Raw genomic sequence first — 18,161 nt, 5'->3', positions numbered from 1 at the left:
TTTTCACTTATAAAACAAAACGAAAAGCAGGTGTTCACCCTGCTTCTTCTCATTTGCTTCACGTCATTAAATCCTCAATTATTGTAGCATAATCCTTCATAGAAGAAAATGAAAACTACCTATTCACCTGCAAGATTTCCACTTTGTTTTTTACCATGACACCCTCATAATAAACAATTTTAGATAAATATTTCACTGATGACTTATGTATAAATAACAATTGCACAACAGAAAGACAAATGAATTGTATTATTAATATACGAATAAAAATTCTCTCCATCTTTTTCACCGGAATTCTTCCCTCCTATACTATATTTGCACATTTCGTTTCATGATTCTATACATCGTACATATAGCAGTTAATTTTATTGTCATTTTCGAGGCATACTTTTATACATTTCCATTGTCGAATTTACTCAAAACATGTTATGTTCTAAATGTATTTTTTTACTTGAAAGGGGTATAAGCATTGAAAAGAATCCTAGTTTTACACACAGGTGGAACAATTGCAATGGAGGAAGATAAAGAAACTGGGGTCGTACAACCAGGTGAAAAAAATCCTCTTTTAAAATTCATTCCTGATTTAGAAGGCGATGTTGATTTAATCGTTGAAGATGTGTTCCACCTACCATCTCCTCATATGACACCGAGCGAAATGTTACAATTACAAGTCATCATTGATGAAAGAGTAAAACAAGACAACATTCATGGCGTAGTCATTACGCATGGCACGGATACATTAGAAGAAACAGCTTATTTCTTAGATTTAACAGTACAAGCAACTATTCCGATCGTAGTGACAGGTGCAATGCGCTCTAGCAATGAGTTAGGTGCTGATGGTCTATATAACTTCTTATCAGCTGTAAAAGTTGCTAGTTGTGATGAAGCTGCAGAAAAAGGTGTTTTAGTCGTATTAAACGACGAAATTCATTGCGCTACAAATGTAACGAAAACACATACAAGTAATGTTGCAACATTCCAAAGCCCACAATACGGACCAATTGGAATGGTAACAAAACGCGGCGTTGTCTTCCATCACGCTTTAGTACATCACGAAACATATACGATAAACAAAGTGTCTAAAAATGTAGTTGTTCTAAAAGCATATGCTGGCATGGATGATACATTATTAGCAGCAATCGAAAATCTTCCTGTAGACGGCATTGTTATCGAAGCTCTTGGACAAGGTAATCTCCCTCCAAGAACACTACCTAGTCTAGAAAGATTATTAAATAGAGGTATTCCTGTCGTATTAGTTTCTCGCTGTTTCAACGGTATCGTTCAAGACGTATATTCGTATGAAGGTGGCGGTAAACACTTAAAAGATATGGGCATTGTATTCACATACGGCTTAAATGCACAAAAAGCACGCATTAAATTACTTGTTGCATTAGAGAATACAAATTCTCATGAATCCATTCAAAATATGTTTATGCACGAATAAAAAGGAGCTGTCGAGGTTTTCCCGACAGCTCCTTTTTATTTTTCTCTTGATGCAATGGTTTGCGCAATCGCATCTCCATGAAATCTTCCGTTCTCGATAAATATTTCATTTGCATTATTTCCAGCAGCAATGACACCTGCAATGAAAATATTTTCAGCATTCGTTTCCATTCTATCCTCTGTATAAATTGGACGTCCTGTTTCTTCATCAATCTGAACACCCATCTTCGTTAAGAAGCTATGATCAGGATGATAACCAGTCATCGCAAATACAAAATCGTTTTTGATTGTAAGAGCTTCACCATCAACTGTAAACGTTAATGTATGCTCAGTAATTTCTTTCACATGAGCCCCAAAATGCATTTGAATTGTACCATTTCGTACTAACGCCTCAAATTCCGGCAAAATCCAAGGCTTTATGCTTGGTGAATACTCACTTCCACGATACAGTACCGTTACACGTGCACCAGATTTAACAAGTTCTAACGCGGCATCTACACTCGAGTTTTTCCCACCTATAACTACTACATCTCGATCAAAATAAGGATGCCCCTCTTTAAAATAGTGAGCTACTTTCTTCAATTCCTCACCTGGAACATTCATATAATTTGGATTATCATAATATCCAGTTGCTACAACAATATATTTCGCTATATATATTTCCTTACTTCCGTCACGCTTTGTCGTCTCAACCTGAAAAGCTTCTCCATCTTTTTGAACTTTCTCCACTCGCTCAAAAGCATTTACACGTACAGATTTACGTCTTACTACTTCACGATAATACGCAAGCGCTTGATTTCGAACTGGCTTACGATTTTCTGTAATAAAAGCTACATCACCAATTTCTAATTTTTCACTAGAAGAGAAAAATGTTTGATGAGTTGGATAATTATAAATGGCATTTACAATGTTTCCTTTTTCAATTACTAACGGATTTATCCCTACCTTTTGCAACGAAATTGCAGCCGCTAATCCGCACGGACCGCCTCCGATTATAATAACTGTTTCTTTCTGCATACTCGTCCACTCCTAGTCTTCTACCAATACACTATTTATAAAAACAAGAAAAAACCTACTTACAGCAGTAGGCACCTATCTTTATTGTATTCATTTTTCATATATTTGTCATCTAAACGAAACGTACATCCGATAGACATCTGCTAAAAACTGCTGAAATTTAATACCTTGTTTCCCTAATACATTCTCAGGATCAATCTTTCTAGCTGGATCAAGCGTTTTATGTGACACGATATCTTTTTTCGGATTTAAGCCAAAGTTTTGGCATAAATACGCATGATACCATGTAAAACGATTATATGCTTCCCAAAAGTTAACATCACCACCATAACAAAGTTCCACTCCAATGGCCGCCTTATTCGCGTCATAGCCATATAAGTCATTATCCGTCGGCACACCATATCGAACATGATACGCAACTTCATTTATAGGAATAATCTCCAATATTGTTTTATCATCTATAAATGTATGCGCCGAAGCTTTCGGTTGTAATTCATTAAAGTAATCTCGATTCCCTATCGCATTGCTTCCAGGATTCCCCGTATCATGGCTTACAATAAATCTCACTTTAGTCAGAGGAATCCCCGGTCGTGAACTTCCATATCCAATATAGTTGCGCTCTATAGGAAACATCGCCATTGCTACCAACTCCCGCTCTAGAAGATTACCTTACTTCCTTATATATGTATTCGGTAGCAATGTCCTTATCGCATATTTCTTACGCGAAGAGAAAATCGAAAATATTTGAAGTGAACACCATAAACAACAAGATACTTACAGCCACTCCATAAAAACCGTAAAACCAAACACAATCTTCTTTCGTATCTAAACCGAAAAATTTATTTACCGATTGTAATAATGTGCCACGCTTGCTTTGTTTGTTTCGTAATACTTCCACTCGCTCTACAACATCTGCTGGCATCATAAATCTTTGGTCTACTGTCATTTTCATCATTTATCTCTCCTTAAAATCATTTCCGTTTTGTTTATCTAAGGAGAGTATAGCACATTTGTTCGTATAGAACAAGCGTTCTTTTTATTTTTATTTTATTTTTCAGCAAGCCAAGTAAAAATCGAGATTACAACGGCAATAATCGGCCCTACTACAACCACACCAAATACCAAAAACAGTAACCCTTCCCCGAACATCCGAACGGTACTTATTTTTCGAGCTTTCATCGTTCTTGCAAGTTCTCCCTCTAACCTCTTAACCTTCTCTTCTAATTGTTCTACTCGTTCCAGCATTTCATTCTCCATATACAACACCTCATTTAATACTTCAACAAAAAAACGTGATTCCCTCGAAAGGAAATCACGTTTTCTCAAGATATAATATTTTATACCCAACCTCTGAAGCGGCTTGCTTCAGCCATTTTACGAACACCAACCATGTACGCCGCTAAGCGCATGTTCACTTTACGAACTTGTGCTGTTTCATAAATAGAATCAAATGATCTTACCATTACTTTTTCTAAACGTTGTTCTACTTCTTCTTCAGTCCAGTAGTAACCTTGGTTGTTTTGTACCCACTCAAAGTAAGATACTGTTACACCACCAGCACTTGCTAACACGTCTGGAACAAGCAAAATTCCGCGATCTGTTAAAATTTTAGTCGCTTCTAATGTTGTTGGACCATTTGCAGCTTCAACAACGATTTTCGCTTTAATATCATTAGCATTTTCTTCTGTAATTTGGTTCTCAATTGCAGCTGGTACTAAAATATCGCAATCAAGTTCTAACAATTCTTTGTTTGAAATTGTATTGTTAAATAGCTTTGTTACTGTACCGAAGCTATCACGACGGTCTAATAAATAATCAATATCTAATCCGTTTGGATCATGTAACGCGCCGTAAGCATCTGAGATTGCAATAACTTTCGCACCTGCATCATGCATAAATTTAGCTAAGAAGCTACCAGCATTACCGAATCCTTGAACAACAACGCGTGCACCCTTAATATCAATGCCACGTTTTTTAGCAGCTTCGCGAATACAAATTGTTACACCTTTCGCTGTTGCTGTTTCACGTCCATGTGATCCACCTAATACAAGCGGTTTACCTGTAATAAATCCTGGTGAATTAAATTCATCAATACGGCTATACTCATCCATCATCCACGCCATAATTTGAGAGTTTGTGAATACATCTGGAGCTGGAATATCTTTCGTCGGACCTACGATTTGGCTAATTGCTCGTACATAACCGCGGCTTAATCTTTCTAACTCACGGAATGACATTTCACGTGGATCACAGATAATTCCACCCTTACCTCCACCATATGGTAAATCAACAATACCACATTTTAAACTCATCCAGATTGAAAGTGCTTTCACTTCATTTTCTGTTACATTCGGATGGAAGCGAATTCCACCTTTCGTTGGACCAACAGCATCATTATGTTGCGCACGATATCCTGTAAATATTTTAACAGTCCCGTCATCCATACGAACTGGTATTTTCACTGTCATCATACGAATTGGTTCTTTTAATAATTCATATACTTCGTTTGGATAACCCAATTTTTCTAACGCTTCACTAATAACAATTTGTGTTGAATTCAATAGTTCAAAATGTTGTTCCCTTTGTTGTTGTGTTTTTGTTTGAGTTCCCTTTTCGGCTACCATAGTAAGTAAACCCCCTGTAATTTCACTTGTTTAGTAAACCTTCATTGCCTAGTATACACCCTTAAATTTGGAATGCAATAGAAAACGCTAACAAATATATACAAACTATTTTCTGTTGCAAGCGTTTTCACTATTATTATAGTCCTTTTATTACTTTTAGAAAAGTAAAATACTTAAATATTTAAATATTTTTTATTTTCATCAACCACCCTCCCATAAAACTGCATATTTTATTTCCAAAAAGTATGTTCGAGTATTTACAATCATCCCTTCCCTTCTCCAAATAAAAACAAAACCTCAGCTATGTTGTATTAGCTGAGGTTTTGTTTTTTCACAAAGTAATTGTGTATTTGTTCTATCGCGTTAACATCCATTAATTCTTTACCGTACTCCATGATGCGATAAATGGTTGCTGTAGACGGATTACCGTATTCCGCTAAAATAGCTATAAAATCCGCCTTTAACAATTGAATTTGTTCCTCTTCTTCCACCCAAAGATAGAAGCGCTCATCCCACGTATATAGCTTTCCGCCAGTTACACCAAGGTTATATAAGCGATTCGACAGGTTAATTACGTCATCTAGCGTAGCAAACTCATATAATATATGCTCACTTTCATCTAGAGTCACTTGCATTTCAATAAACTCGTCACGGAACTCATCATCTGTATCCATTTCTTGATTTTCTTTCGTTACAATTACAACCATCCCTTGTGCTTGTAGAGAAAACACTTCAACTGCAATCGGACCATCTGCTTCAAACCCTAATTCCTTATTTGCTTCTTGCATCATATCACGAAATAATTGCTGTACTTTCGGTGCATTTCTCCATAAATCTTCTTTCGTTAATCCTCGTTCAGATAAATCATCAAATGTTAGAAAAATTTTTATCTTATTGTAATTTAATCGTTCCAGCCTCATCTCATACCCTCCCTACGTAACCAATGCATCTAATTTTTATTATATGAAATAGAAAATAGATGGTTCTTTTCGAACAACTATTCCGACATTTTTAACCATCCATCCCATTCTTCTTTCGTATCACCAATTAAGATTGTTTCAATGTCCAACTGGTTTAGAACGCCTAGATTTCCGATAAATCCAACAGAAAGAGATTCCCTTTTTTCTTGTAATAAATTTATAAAGTTCATCGTCTTTTTCATTTCTTGTTCGTCAGCAAAAGATATAAATACATATTTCGGCTGTATTTCCTCTACCGCTGATAACATACCATCTTCAGCTAAGCTTGTCCTAATATATATCGCCTCATATCCTTTTAAGCGTAAATAAGTTGAAAAAATAAATCCTTTCAATGCATCCTTTTCTAACACAATAACTTTGTGTAAAGAGGAAAACATTGAGGCATTGTGATACACCATCCCTAGACGCGTTTGTAAAAATGATAGTGCATATTGAAATTGCACCATTGAAATCTCATTATTATTTTTTGACGTTAATAATTTGTCTGTCACTCGAAGAACGATACTGGCAACAACCTTTTCTGTTGAATATATACTAAAAGCTTCGTTTAATAATGCAGCAATTGTAATTTCATCAAATTTTAACAAAGCTTGTAGCAAATCGTCCACTAAAACAACTTCTTTATCGAAATGTATCTCTTTTTGAACTGTACTCTGCAAACGATTCTCTTCTAATAACTGAACTGCTTGTCCAATCATCATACCGGAAGAAACTTTTTCCATTAACCATTTTAAAATTTGAATATGCTCTTCTGTATATAAGCGATGCCCAGCTTGATTCCGCTTTGGGGCAATAATTTGATATCGTCTTTCCCATGCACGAAGCGTACTCGGCTGAACTCCAATTATATTCGAAACGGCTTTTATATTATATTTCCCACTAAGAGTTGGCATCATTTCCCTCCGCACAATGTAATGATATGTGTTTGAGCAGGTGCTCGGAAACGAAGTGGTATCAATGTTGTTCCATACCCATTACTAACAAAGAGAATCGTATTCAAATGGTTATATACGCCACCTTTTAAATATTTTTTAGATGGGAATAATCGGATTTGTCCTCCATGCGTATGTCCACTTAACACAAGTGAAATCTGTTCATTTCCAGACATTTTTTTTATTATATCAGGGTTGTGACTAACTAGGATACGAAAACCATCTTCTTTACAATCCGCCAATGCCAAATCTAGACGATCACGGTGCAATCCAACATCATCTATACCGAGCAAACAAATTTTCTCTCCTAATTCAGACTCAAATACCACTCTTGTATTATCTAAAACTTTTACGTTATTTTCTAATAATAACGCATCTAATTCATGATATTCTATCTCATAATCATTGTTTCCCCACACAAAATATACAGGACCTATCTCTCTTAACTTTTGAATATTCGCAGAGATTTTTGATAAAGAGACACCTTTCTCTGCTAAATCTCCTCCGATAATTACGAGATCTACTTTTCCTTTTACTTGTTCAATTAACAAATTCGAAATGACCCTTCTATGAATATCAGAAATAAAAAACACATTTACTTTTTGAAAACTTTTCGGAAATTCTTTAAATACTAAAGTATGTTCCAACACCGTATTACGCATCGCTTCTTTATACATCACAAAAAGTAATAAAATCCCCATGCCTATGAGAGTACTGAATAATATAATCCATATCATATTTTTGACTCCCTCCTCATAAAGATAATCCTAGGCTTTTATAACAAACTGTGATCGCTTAACTCGCTAGCTTTCTTGCTTTGTGGACTTATCTTTTATCGGAATTTTTAATTCTTGACCTGCACTCACTTCATCTTCCTGCAAGTTATTATACTTTTTAATTACTTCAATTCCATTTCCATCTGAAAAATATTGCTTCGCTATACTTTCTAAAGTTTCTCCCTCTTTCACAGTATGCGTTATTACTTTTTCAGAATGTTTCTGCGACTCAGATTTAGCTGAATCAAAGAAGATTACTTCAAACGCACTTTTTCCAGCATTATTACTATCACCCTTCACCTGAATATATTTATCCGTGTACCACAAAATACTAATCGGCAGAAGAATGAATAGAAATGTTAAAACCCGGACGAAAATGTGATTTATTTTAAACTTTTGTTTTTTCTCTTTATTTCTATGAATTTCACTACGCGGCGGTAAACTTTCTTTTTCTTCCACTCGCTCAACTTCTAATTCCTCTTCAAAATCAGGAATTCGTTTCCTCATGTTGTTCACCACCACCTTCCATTTATTTTCTTAATTGGAGTCCCATTATAAAATCAACAAGAAAGTGTGCAAAGATTGTTATAAACAAATTTCCTGTCCATTCAAATACATAACCAAAGACAAAACTAATAAAACAGACGAAACAAAATAAAAATGGCTTTGTTATATAACGAATATGTAACACTGCAAATACGAAGCTCGCAATTACAATTCCAAAATGAGTCTGTACTACACCTCTAAATAAAAATTCTTCTGCAAAACCAATCAAGAACGTAATAACGAGTAAGTGTAGAACGGACATTCCTCGAAACATCTTATCGTTAATACCACCATCATCAAACCATGACTCCGGAAACACTCGCATTGCAACATAATCTAATAACACAATACCAATCGCTAACAAACCACCTATAATAAGTATAGATACTGGTTCCCATTTCCATAAATTAAAGACTTCTTTTACATCTTGAAATAATATATATGCCAGTAAACAGCCAATACCGATAATAATTAACTGTGTTATATATAGATTCAGCCTTATTTCCTGCGGACTCATATCTTCAACATTATGCCTTTGAATGTTCATCATTCCTCCATCTTTTCTAGGCCGAAAAGCTTTTGTAACTCTGTTTCCCAATTATAGTCGAAATCCGATTGTTGCGCTCGTCTTTTTTTATAATCTTCTTTGGTAATACCGCAATAATCGCAGCAATTAATTAACTCTTGCTCTTTCCTATAACCGAACTGTTGCAGCACATATTCACGTCTACACCCTTTAACTTGTATCCATGACTTCATATTTTCTAGCTCACTATATTTATTACGCAACCTTATTTCTACTTCAGCTATTAATCGGTTCATGATTTCATCTGACAAACCTTCTAATAATAATCTTCGTTGTTGTATAATTCCAACCTGTTCGAGATGATAACGAACGAAACGCCAATATTGCTCATTAAATCTTGCTGCATTATAACAAATTTCTTCTACATCTTCTATTGGTAATTCCTTCGTTTGAAATATTCTTTCTTGTAGTAAAGAAAATAAAAATTTTATTTGTGACTTACTTGGCAATTCATCCTCAATGATTGAAATTGGTAAATCATGATCCAACGGACTACATAATAAAATAGCTATACTCGGTTCGCCATCTCTTCCAGCTCTTCCGATTTCTTGTAAGTAAGAGGCTATATTAGTTGGATAATGAAAATGAATAATATATCGCGTATTCGCCTTATTTACCCCCATACCAAATGCACTTGTGCATATTACAAGTTGCAATTGATCGTTCATAAACTGCTGTTGAATTAACATACGCTCTTCATGTTCCATACCACCATGATAAAAAGCTACACCAGTAACACCTTTCCCTCTCAAGTATTCCGTTAACCTTTCTGTCCACGCTCTACTTGAGCAATATACAATCCCCGGCCCTTGTAAATACATCACCTGCTCTAAAAGCGCCTCTTTCTTTTCTTCTATCGTCTCTACAAATTGCACATCCATTGCAATATTAGGACGATCAATAGAGTATACATGTTCCGCGGCACCCTTTAAATTTAAACTATCTGCGATATCCTGCAGTACCCCTTTTGTCGCTGTGGCTGTCAATGCTAATACTGTAGGAGAACCAATATTTTCAATAACTACATTTAGTTTTTTATAGTCCGGTCTAAAATCATAACCCCATTGAGAAATACAATGAGCCTCATCAACAACAAATAATGAAATATGAATTTTCTTCAATTCCCTAATTAATAACTCCGACTGCAACATCTCTGGTGAAACAAAAATAAATTTATATGAAGATAATTTTTTCATCGCTTCTCTTTTTTCATTTAATGTCCGAAAACTATTAAATGCTATCACTCGGTTTTTCACAACATACTTTAATTGTGTCACTTGATCTTCCATTAAAGATAATAACGGTGATACAACAAGCACTGTTCCTTCTCGCATAAGCCCCGGAAACTGATAGCACATAGATTTCCCTCTTCCAGTCGGAAGCATTGCTATCACATCTTTTCCTTCTAATAAATCTGTAATTACTCCTTTTTGACCTGGACGAAATTCAGAATATCCAAACCACTTATATAAATATTCTTCAAGTTTCATTTACACCCTCCATCCGCGCTAATACAAGACGAACTTCAAAATAAGAGATATCTTCTCCAACCGCTTGTTTCAAAACACGTAACTTCCGCGTTTGCAATGCTTCAATTACTTTTATTACTTTGTCTATCTTTTCTTTTTCCATAAACATTTCAATAGAAAAATCTTTTTCTCGCAAAGCAATTTCAACAAAATGATCTTCTATCGTTGCAACCTTTAAATTCCGAATCGTCGCTATTTCTTCTAAAGAACGTCCTTGTCTCCAAAAATTATATGTTTTTTTCGTGGATAAACTAAATAATTCAGCTCTCTCATTTGGATAAGATATAATTTCAGCTAATAGTGGAAATTCATTTTCTTTATCACGAACTTCTTGTATAAAGAAATGTATTGTACCCCAAAATAAAAAATACACCCTGAATATATCTTGTTTCGTAATTTCTGCTAATTGTTGCAATGTACAACCAATGCGTTCATAACCCGTTAATCGATATGTTACAATCGTCGCTTCTATCGCATTACTCTTTTCTAAAAGATTATGTACTTCCGTCCATAGTTTTCTCGCCAACTCACTTCTCTTATATGGCCTTCCTGTTAGAAAACGTTTCACCCACATCATTATTTCTGTATCTTGCTGAATTGGAATAAATCTCGTATTATTCTGTTGTAAATTTGATATGGTTTGAATAATTAATGATAATCTTTTCCAAAATGTTTCACCTAATTCACCATAATGTAAACCATGCAAATGCGCCGGAAAAGCATAAACTTCCTCCCATTTATGTAACTGCATTTTACCCGTAGGTGTTAACACATATGTATTTTCATGTATTTCTTGAATAAAATCCGCTTGCAACAACTTTGCAACTTCACCATCATAGTCATTTCTATTTAATGATTTATATATTCCGAACAAAAAAGAAATTCGGAACATATTTCCATCTTGTAAAGTTTGCGAAGAACGTTTGCCCTTTAGTAAATAATAAATAGAAGAAACGGTTCTTTCACCATTCAATTGTTTTAAACAATGCAACAAAGTATATTGTATTTGCATGACCGCTTCCACCTTCCAATCTTAACTTCATTCTTTTCAGTACAATTACACTATCTACTGTCGCTCATTAAACTTATCATATAAGAACTATATACTTGTATATATTCTATTGTATCAAACGAAATCATATTTACGTATTTTGAAAATCTTATGACATAATTCAAAAATAAGTTGACACTCTAATTGATAAGCATTATCATTATAATTTTATGTTGAAAAGTTTTACAAACCGTTTTACAATAAGGTTATAATTTTTATGGCGAGCTTTTCACATACATATTATCAGGAGGGAAAAAAGATGGCAAAATATACAATCGTTGATAAAGATACTTGTATTGCATGTGGTGCTTGTGGCGCTGCTGCACCAGACATTTATGACTATGATGATGAAGGTATTGCATTTGTAACATTAGATGATAACCAAGGTATCGTTGAAATTCCAGATGTATTAATTGAAGATATGATGGATGCATTCGAAGGCTGTCCAACTGACTCAATTAAAGTTGCTGACGAATCATTCGACGGAGACGCTTTAAAATTCGAATAGTCTTTTATTAACTTCAAAAAACGCCCCTCCTATTGATGAGGGGCGTTTTTTGTATCTAAATTTTATTTTCCTTAATAAAAAACCATTAGTAGTTTCACACTACTAATGGTTTTAGTATATATTATGCATTTTTCATTTTTGCAAACACCCATACTTTCAGGCGTGAGAATAATGCTACAAATACAATTGTTACAACAATCCCTTTAATTAAATTAAATGGTAAGATTGCCGTTACAACCGTTGTTTTTATAGCTTCGCTAGACATAGCTGGTGAATTTAAAAACCAAGTGTACGCCGGGAATATGATGATGTAGTTTAATACACTCATAATAAGTGCCATTGTAATTGTCCCTAGCATTAATCCTGTAGTTAAACTCTTCACAGTACGATACTTTCTAAATAAGAAAGCTGCTGGCCCAATAAATAAACATCCTGCAATAAAGTTTGCAATTTCTCCAACTGGTACTCCCGTTAAACTTCCTTGAATCCCGTAATGTAAAATGTTCTTTATCACCTCTACAATCACTCCTGCTACTGGTCCAAAGATAATTGCCGCAATTAGAGCTGGTACATCACTAAAATCAATTTTCAAAAATGGCGGAAGCCCTGGGAACGGGAAATCCAACATCATTAGTAAATATGCAATACTACTTAGCATCGCTACACTCACCATCTGCACTACACTGTTTTTTTGTTTCATCTTTCTCTCTCCTTTTCCATCGATCATCTCATGGAAAGTGGAAAGGTTCTGCTATGCCTATTTTTTCATAGAACGAAAAAACCCTTTGTGTTTTACACAAAGGGAGAATTTAAGGCACACCAAACAGACGTTCAAATCCATATCTTTTTTGAACGCTTGAACCTCCATCTTCTCCCATCCAGACTATACTGTCGGCTTTGGAATCACACCAAATCCTGCCTTAACGGCTCGCGGGCTTAGAACAAAATCATAAATAGTTCATCACCGCCGGTCGGGATTTTCACCCTGCCCCGAAGATAGACCGATATTCTATTTTCCCCTTCATTATACAACAACCTCATAACATTGTGAACTAAAAAATTGTAACTTATTTAAAATTAGTTATTTATTTTTCGTAACAACAAATAAATTGCGAGATATTTTACAATACAATCCATATTTTTTATTATTCGGCATTTCTCTTTTGAATTACCTAGTCATATATAATTAAAAGTGATAAGATATTGAATTGTTAAGATAAGAACATTTTCTGAGTTATGGAGGAAATGTCATGAAAAAAGACAAGAGACATTCTATTCGAGAAGCAATGAAAAAAAACTTAAGAAAAGAATACTTTTACTTAAAAAAAGAATTACTTTTCTACTGCCCAATTGATTTAGGCACATTCTCAAACGAGACATACTATGCTACTTTCGATGAAGATGGCATCAGTATTTATCAGTATGATAAAAAAACAGAAAGTAAATTAAAATTGTGTGAGCGTCATCCGTGGAAGAGTTGGAATAAAGTGAAGATTGATCACTATTTGACAACTTCTCAATTTATTTTTCAGGGTGAGCGAAATTGGATCTTATCTCTTTTTCAAAAAGGAAAAGAAGCTCAAAAAATTATTGAAGAGCATACATCTTTACAAACAGAAGTTGTTTCCCGCTCTTTCTTAAAAAAACTTCCTGGTTTTCGTTCTAATACACCACTGAATAAATACATCGGTAGTATTTGTTACACTGCACTTATTGCATTTTTATTAAAATGGATGATTCCATTTCAAGCACCACAAATCGCCCTGTATTCTATCTCGATTGGTTGTATGCTTCTTGGCCTACTTTGTTTGACAATCGGTTTAATTGAACCGACTATCGTACTGTTTCGAACAAAAGAGAAAACAAGAACAAAAGTTTTTTACTTATATAGCTATTTAGCTATTTCTGGATTTATATGTGTCTTTATTTTTTGGTAAAAGAAGCCGTCCCAAAATAAATTTTGGGACGGTTTTCTTTTAGATATAGATGCTCTGATTCACTCAATAGTTCTAGCAAAAGCGCCCATATAATTTCATTTACATTGAATCTTATTTAAGAAGAACATAAATTTGTTCAAAGTTTAATTTTTGAAGCGTTTCCTTTACTTAACATATAATTGTTGATTAGGATAAATTAGCTCTTGCTGCAATCCATTTTTTTCTTTAATTTCCTTAAGTGTCATACTAAATTTCCGTGCAATACTAACTAAAGTATCCCCTTTTTGTACGACATATAATGACGAAGAAACAACTTCATTTCTTTGTTCACTTAAAACAAGCAATGGGTTCATCGCATTCTTTTTCGCCATCGTCCATCTTCCTTGATGAAGTTCTAGATGTAAGTGCGCACCTCGCGATTCTCCCGTGTTCCCTACTTCTCCAATTTTTTCTCCTTTGGAAATATAATCTCCTTGATCCACATATCTCTTATTTAAATGTGCATATACAGCCTCATATTCTCCGTGTTTAATAAATACAACATTTCCATAACTACTTGAATAATAAGACCTCGTTACCTTACCATCTTGGATAGCTGCCACAGGCGTTCCAATCGGCGCAGCTACATCAATACCATAGTGTTTTCCATGCCTTGTCCCAAAATAATCACTTATCTGACCTTCAACAGGCCATGTCCATCGATTTTCTTCTGCATAAACATGTAATTGAGATACAAACAGTATACTCAATAACATGACACCGCATTTTAAAACTTTCATATACATCCTCCGTTTTCTAATTACCACCATACCTTCTCTATTTTGGTATATTACAGAAAAAAGTATACAAAAAAGAAAGTGAATTACTCCACTTCCTTCTCTTTCTTATCACGAAAAACTAATGCACTACGGTTATACTCCACATCTTTCACTTGTAATCGGGCATTTATTACTCGAGCTATCGCAAACAAATAATCAGATAATCTATTTACATACTTTAATACAACTTCATTTATTTTCACTTCTTTTTGCAATGATACTATAGAGCGTTCTGCTCTCCTTACAACAGTACGTGCAATATGAATAGTAGCCGCTGCCTCGCTACCACCTGGCAAAATAAAGCGTTCTAGTGGCGGGGCTTCTTCTATATATAAATCAATCTTTCTTTCTAAACTTTCAACCATCACAATTGTCACTTTATAAGGAATTTTTTGTTCCACTATTGCCAAGTCTCCTCCGCAATCAAATAGTTCATGTTGAATATTTTCGAGCTCATTGTAAATATCTATAAAAGCCCCGCCTTGAAGCTTAGTCATTGCATATCCAATATGAGAATTTGCCTCGTCTATTGTTCCATACGCTTCCACACGGATATCATCTTTATCAACCCTGCCACCTATTACACTTGTCGTTCCTTTATCTCCTGTTTTTGTATATAAGTTCATTTCTTCACAGCACCTCTCTTATTATTCTTTATTCGAGCAACATAGAAAAAAGTTCTACCATTCTTTATTTAATTGAGTTTACAAAAAAATAAAAAACAGCAGAACTTTATTCATTATCAACTTTAAAAACGCATATCTAAATTATACGATTCGGTAAATATACAGAGAATGTAGTTCCTTCTCCAACAACACTTGATACAGAAATTTTACCATCATGGCCTTGAACAATATTTTTCGCAATCGCAAGCCCGAGTCCTGTTCCACCCTTTTTCCCACGTGTTCTTGCTTTATCAGCTTTATAGAAACGATCAAATAAAAATGGAATATCTTCTTCTGGAATGCCTGCACCCGAATCTTGTACTTCAAAAATAAGACCGTTATTTTTCGTATCAATTACAAGCGTTACATGTCCGCCTGCATTCGTATGACGTATTGCGTTATCAATTAAATTCGTCAATACTTGTTCCATACGATCTGCATCAAACGGGTATTGTTCAATTGGACCTTTGAAATCAACCGTTAACGCGACCTCTTTATCCTTTGCAATCCCTTGGAATTTACGACCAATTTTTTCAACAAACGGATGTATATCCACTTCACCAATATGTAACTCTACATGACCGCTTTCCATACGAGCTAAATCTAACAATTCATTTACAAGTTTACCTAAACGAACAGATTCATCATAAATAATTTGAACAAACTCATCTATTTCCTCTTTCGTTTGCACAATATCATCTAAAATCGCTTCACTATACCCTTGCAGCATGACCATTGGTGTACGAAGTTCATGTGATACATTCGCAATAAAATCTTGACGCATCTTTTCAAGACGACGCTCTTCCGTCATATCTCGCAGCACTGCTACAGCTCCACGAATTTTCGTTTGATTGTAAAGCGGCGTCATAAGAACTACATAGTTTCCTTTTTGTAAATTAATTTCAACAACTTGTTGTTGTTCGCTTTCTACAACGAGATGGAATAATTCCACAAGTTCAGAAGGTAGTTTTTTACTGAGCTCTATCTCTTTTTCTTCTTGCCAAACTTGTAAGAAATGTTCGGCCGGCGGATTGATTACAACGACTTCACCTTCTTGATTTAACGTAATAACCCCATCTGCCATACTACTCAAAATACTTGCTAACTGCTCTTTTTCTTGTTGCAAGGCGTTCATATTAAACTTCAACTGTTTTCCCATTTGATTTAAGGCCGTTGCAAGCTCACCAATCTCATCCTGAGATACCATAGGAGCCTTTGCATCAAACTTCCCACGTGACACTTCAAAAGCAACCTCACGCATTTTACGAAGCGGTGCTGTAATCCGAGTAGATAAGAAGAACGCAAAGAAAGTTGTTAATATAATCGCAATTCCAGCCGATAAGAAAATAAAATCAGTTGTTCTTTCCATACCTTGTATCGGTACTTGTAAAGATTCATATACGAACACTGCACTTTGATTTTTTGATTGCACTGGTTTTCCGACGATCATAATATCATTTTCGGTGTTTTTATTCTTCCTACTATTAGACGCTTTTCTAATATTATTCTTAATTTCTTTTTTGTCTGTAAACACAGCCGCTAATTCTTTATCTTCTTTTAAGTCATCCATTGTAAGAGTGACTAACCCTTCTTGTTTCGGTGAAGAAGAGATTTCTTTACCATCTTCTACAATAATAATCCTTGAAAGTGGGTCAGAGAATTTGTAAGCGATATTCTCAATCGTTTTTACATCGGCACCTTCTTCAATTAACTCTGAAACACTTGTTGCAACTTTTTGAAGCCTAGCTTCACTCATATCAACATAATACGTTCTAAAAAACTGTGAAAGTAAAATCGCAACAAATCCAAGAACAAACGAAACGAGAAGTAATATGGTCATCCATAACTTCCCTACTACACTTCTCCAAAGCATCAGTCGTTCACAACCTCAAATTTGTAACCTACACCCCAAACAGTAACGATCATTTTCGCTGCATCTGGTGATTTTTTGCTTAACTTCTCACGTAAACGCTTTACATGTGTATCAACTGTACGTAAATCTCCGAAGAATTCATATTGCCATACTTCTTTTAACAGTTGCTCACGATCGAATACTTTATCAGGAGCTTTCGCTAAAAATAATAGTAACTCATATTCTTTCGGCGTTAAGTTTACTTCATTACCATCTGCAGTAACACGGTGTGCATCGTTATCAATTGTTAAGTGCGGGAATACAGTAACATCTTTTGTCGTTGTATCTTGTGTAAAGAATGTTGTTGGTACAGCACGACGTAATACCGCTTTCACACGTAGTACGACCTCACGTGGACTAAATGGCTTTACAATATAATCATCTGTTCCAACTTCAAATCCTTGTACTCTATTTACTTCTTCACCTTTTGCTGTCAGCATAATAATTGGTGTCGCTTTCTTCTCACGAACCCCTTTACATACTTCAATGCCATCTTTACCAGGCATCATAAGATCTAATAAGATTAAATCGTAATCATTTTGCAACGCCATTTCTAAAGCTGTATCACCATTATCTGCTTCTTCAATCGTATATTGTTCTCTTTCTAAGTACATTTTCAATAAACGACGAATACGATCCTCATCATCTACAATTAAAATTCTTGATTCATTTTCCATCTCTACCCGCTGCGCACTCTCACCTCAGCGGTTCACACCTACCCTTCTTTAACTATTATGTTGCGCTATTCTCGTTTATTTAAGCAATCTTCTAAATGTTTCACTTCCCATATTATGCTTCACAAGAATAATAAATTTTGTTCAATTTTTTTCCAAAACT

General features: G+C 34.9%; 21 protein-coding genes and 1 riboswitch. Of the genes, 3 read left to right on the top strand and 18 right to left on the bottom strand.

Going from position 1 to position 18,161, the window contains the following annotated elements:
* Positions 1-115: 115 nt before the first annotated feature.
* The gene (locus AC3WVZ_RS06345; protein ID WP_000738057.1) at positions 116-289 is read right to left on the bottom strand and encodes a YpfB family protein; all 174 of its coding nucleotides are present in this window, start codon (positions 287-289) and stop codon (positions 116-118) included.
* Positions 290-469: 180 nt separating this feature from the next.
* On the opposite strand from AC3WVZ_RS06345, the gene ansA reads away from it, so the two are divergent.
* Positions 470-1,444 carry an asparaginase gene (ansA, locus tag AC3WVZ_RS06340; protein WP_000822010.1) on the top strand — a complete coding sequence of 325 codons (975 nt, stop codon included), beginning with the start codon at positions 470-472 and terminating at the stop codon, positions 1,442-1,444.
* 35 nt (positions 1,445-1,479) lie between these two features.
* Here the strand turns inward: ansA and AC3WVZ_RS06335 are convergent, their stop codons facing one another.
* The 12 genes from AC3WVZ_RS06335 to AC3WVZ_RS06280 all read right to left on the bottom strand — a co-directional run bounded on the left by AC3WVZ_RS06335 (position 1,480) and on the right by AC3WVZ_RS06280 (position 11,445).
* The gene (locus tag AC3WVZ_RS06335) at positions 1,480-2,460 is read right to left on the bottom strand and encodes a YpdA family putative bacillithiol disulfide reductase (RefSeq protein ID WP_001168522.1); all 981 of its coding nucleotides are present in this window, start codon (positions 2,458-2,460) and stop codon (positions 1,480-1,482) included.
* A 108-nt stretch (positions 2,461-2,568) separates the two neighbouring features.
* Positions 2,569-3,099, bottom strand: a complete 531-nt coding sequence (locus AC3WVZ_RS06330; RefSeq protein WP_001240655.1) for a peptidoglycan recognition protein family protein — start codon at positions 3,097-3,099, stop codon at positions 2,569-2,571.
* A gap of 79 nt (positions 3,100-3,178) precedes the next feature.
* Positions 3,179-3,415: a DUF3961 domain-containing protein gene (locus AC3WVZ_RS06325; protein WP_001983018.1), complete on the bottom strand. Its 237-nt coding sequence runs from the start codon at positions 3,413-3,415 to the stop codon at positions 3,179-3,181.
* A 92-nt stretch (positions 3,416-3,507) separates the two neighbouring features.
* Entirely contained in the window at positions 3,508-3,717 is a 210-nt protein-coding gene (locus AC3WVZ_RS06320) for a hypothetical protein (RefSeq protein ID WP_000426763.1), read from the bottom strand.
* Positions 3,718-3,797: 80 nt separating this feature from the next.
* A complete protein-coding gene (gene gudB / locus AC3WVZ_RS06315) occupies positions 3,798-5,084 on the bottom strand; it encodes an NAD-specific glutamate dehydrogenase (RefSeq protein ID WP_000225173.1) in 1,287 nt (428 codons plus the stop codon).
* 311 nt (positions 5,085-5,395) lie between these two features.
* Positions 5,396-6,004 carry a genetic competence negative regulator gene (locus tag AC3WVZ_RS06310; RefSeq protein ID WP_001235402.1) on the bottom strand — a complete coding sequence of 203 codons (609 nt, stop codon included), beginning with the start codon at positions 6,002-6,004 and terminating at the stop codon, positions 5,396-5,398.
* Between the two features lie 77 nt (positions 6,005-6,081).
* Positions 6,082-6,957, bottom strand: a complete 876-nt coding sequence (locus AC3WVZ_RS06305; protein WP_001142719.1) for a MerR family transcriptional regulator — start codon at positions 6,955-6,957, stop codon at positions 6,082-6,084.
* Positions 6,957-7,733 (bottom strand): metallophosphoesterase, encoded by a 777-nt coding sequence (locus tag AC3WVZ_RS06300; RefSeq protein ID WP_000637791.1) that lies wholly within the window; start codon positions 7,731-7,733, stop codon positions 6,957-6,959. Before AC3WVZ_RS06300 ends, AC3WVZ_RS06305 begins: the two co-directional genes overlap by 1 nt.
* Positions 7,734-7,799: 66 nt before the next feature.
* Positions 7,800-8,279: a LysM peptidoglycan-binding domain-containing protein gene (locus AC3WVZ_RS06295; RefSeq protein ID WP_001231553.1), complete on the bottom strand. Its 480-nt coding sequence runs from the start codon at positions 8,277-8,279 to the stop codon at positions 7,800-7,802.
* 22 nt (positions 8,280-8,301) lie between these two features.
* The gene (locus AC3WVZ_RS06290) at positions 8,302-8,865 is read right to left on the bottom strand and encodes a CPBP family intramembrane glutamic endopeptidase (protein WP_001025780.1); all 564 of its coding nucleotides are present in this window, start codon (positions 8,863-8,865) and stop codon (positions 8,302-8,304) included.
* The gene (gene recQ, locus AC3WVZ_RS06285; RefSeq protein ID WP_000762973.1) at positions 8,865-10,394 is read right to left on the bottom strand and encodes an ATP-dependent DNA helicase RecQ; all 1,530 of its coding nucleotides are present in this window, start codon (positions 10,392-10,394) and stop codon (positions 8,865-8,867) included. The genes AC3WVZ_RS06290 and recQ overlap by 1 nt, the downstream gene beginning before the upstream one ends.
* The gene (locus tag AC3WVZ_RS06280; RefSeq protein ID WP_001167004.1) at positions 10,384-11,445 is read right to left on the bottom strand and encodes a YpbB family protein; all 1,062 of its coding nucleotides are present in this window, start codon (positions 11,443-11,445) and stop codon (positions 10,384-10,386) included. The genes recQ and AC3WVZ_RS06280 overlap by 11 nt, the downstream gene beginning before the upstream one ends.
* A 298-nt stretch (positions 11,446-11,743) precedes the next feature.
* Between AC3WVZ_RS06280 and AC3WVZ_RS06275 the strand changes: the two genes are divergently transcribed.
* Positions 11,744-11,992 carry a ferredoxin gene (locus AC3WVZ_RS06275; RefSeq protein ID WP_001151993.1) on the top strand — a complete coding sequence of 83 codons (249 nt, stop codon included), beginning with the start codon at positions 11,744-11,746 and terminating at the stop codon, positions 11,990-11,992.
* A 121-nt stretch (positions 11,993-12,113) separates the two neighbouring features.
* Here the strand turns inward: AC3WVZ_RS06275 and AC3WVZ_RS06270 are convergent, their stop codons facing one another.
* Entirely contained in the window at positions 12,114-12,692 is a 579-nt protein-coding gene (locus AC3WVZ_RS06270; RefSeq protein WP_233936200.1) for an ECF transporter S component, read from the bottom strand.
* Positions 12,693-12,854: 162 nt separating this feature from the next.
* Positions 12,855-12,994: riboswitch (FMN riboswitch) on the bottom strand.
* Positions 12,995-13,242: 248 nt separating this feature from the next.
* Between AC3WVZ_RS06270 and AC3WVZ_RS06265 the strand changes: the two genes are divergently transcribed.
* Positions 13,243-13,929 carry a hypothetical protein gene (locus tag AC3WVZ_RS06265; RefSeq protein ID WP_000710837.1) on the top strand — a complete coding sequence of 229 codons (687 nt, stop codon included), beginning with the start codon at positions 13,243-13,245 and terminating at the stop codon, positions 13,927-13,929.
* 164 nt (positions 13,930-14,093) lie between these two features.
* Here the strand turns inward: AC3WVZ_RS06265 and AC3WVZ_RS06260 are convergent, their stop codons facing one another.
* The 4 genes from AC3WVZ_RS06260 to resD all read right to left on the bottom strand — a co-directional run bounded on the left by AC3WVZ_RS06260 (position 14,094) and on the right by resD (position 18,001).
* Positions 14,094-14,708 carry a peptidoglycan DD-metalloendopeptidase family protein gene (locus AC3WVZ_RS06260; protein WP_000866117.1) on the bottom strand — a complete coding sequence of 205 codons (615 nt, stop codon included), beginning with the start codon at positions 14,706-14,708 and terminating at the stop codon, positions 14,094-14,096.
* Between the two features lie 83 nt (positions 14,709-14,791).
* Positions 14,792-15,373, bottom strand: a complete 582-nt coding sequence (locus AC3WVZ_RS06255) for a cob(I)yrinic acid a,c-diamide adenosyltransferase (protein WP_233936198.1) — start codon at positions 15,371-15,373, stop codon at positions 14,792-14,794.
* A gap of 136 nt (positions 15,374-15,509) precedes the next feature.
* A complete protein-coding gene (resE, locus tag AC3WVZ_RS06250) occupies positions 15,510-17,285 on the bottom strand; it encodes a sensor histidine kinase ResE (protein ID WP_000964677.1) in 1,776 nt (591 codons plus the stop codon).
* The gene (gene resD, locus AC3WVZ_RS06245) at positions 17,285-18,001 is read right to left on the bottom strand and encodes a DNA-binding response regulator ResD (protein WP_000426861.1); all 717 of its coding nucleotides are present in this window, start codon (positions 17,999-18,001) and stop codon (positions 17,285-17,287) included. The genes resE and resD overlap by 1 nt, the downstream gene beginning before the upstream one ends.
* Between the last annotated feature and the right edge of the window lie 160 nt (positions 18,002-18,161).

Source organism: Bacillus sp. CPT56D-587-MTF, assembly GCF_058792335.1.
The sequence above is the reverse complement of the archived record's forward strand: the minus strand, read 5'-3'. Positions and strand labels throughout refer to the sequence as shown.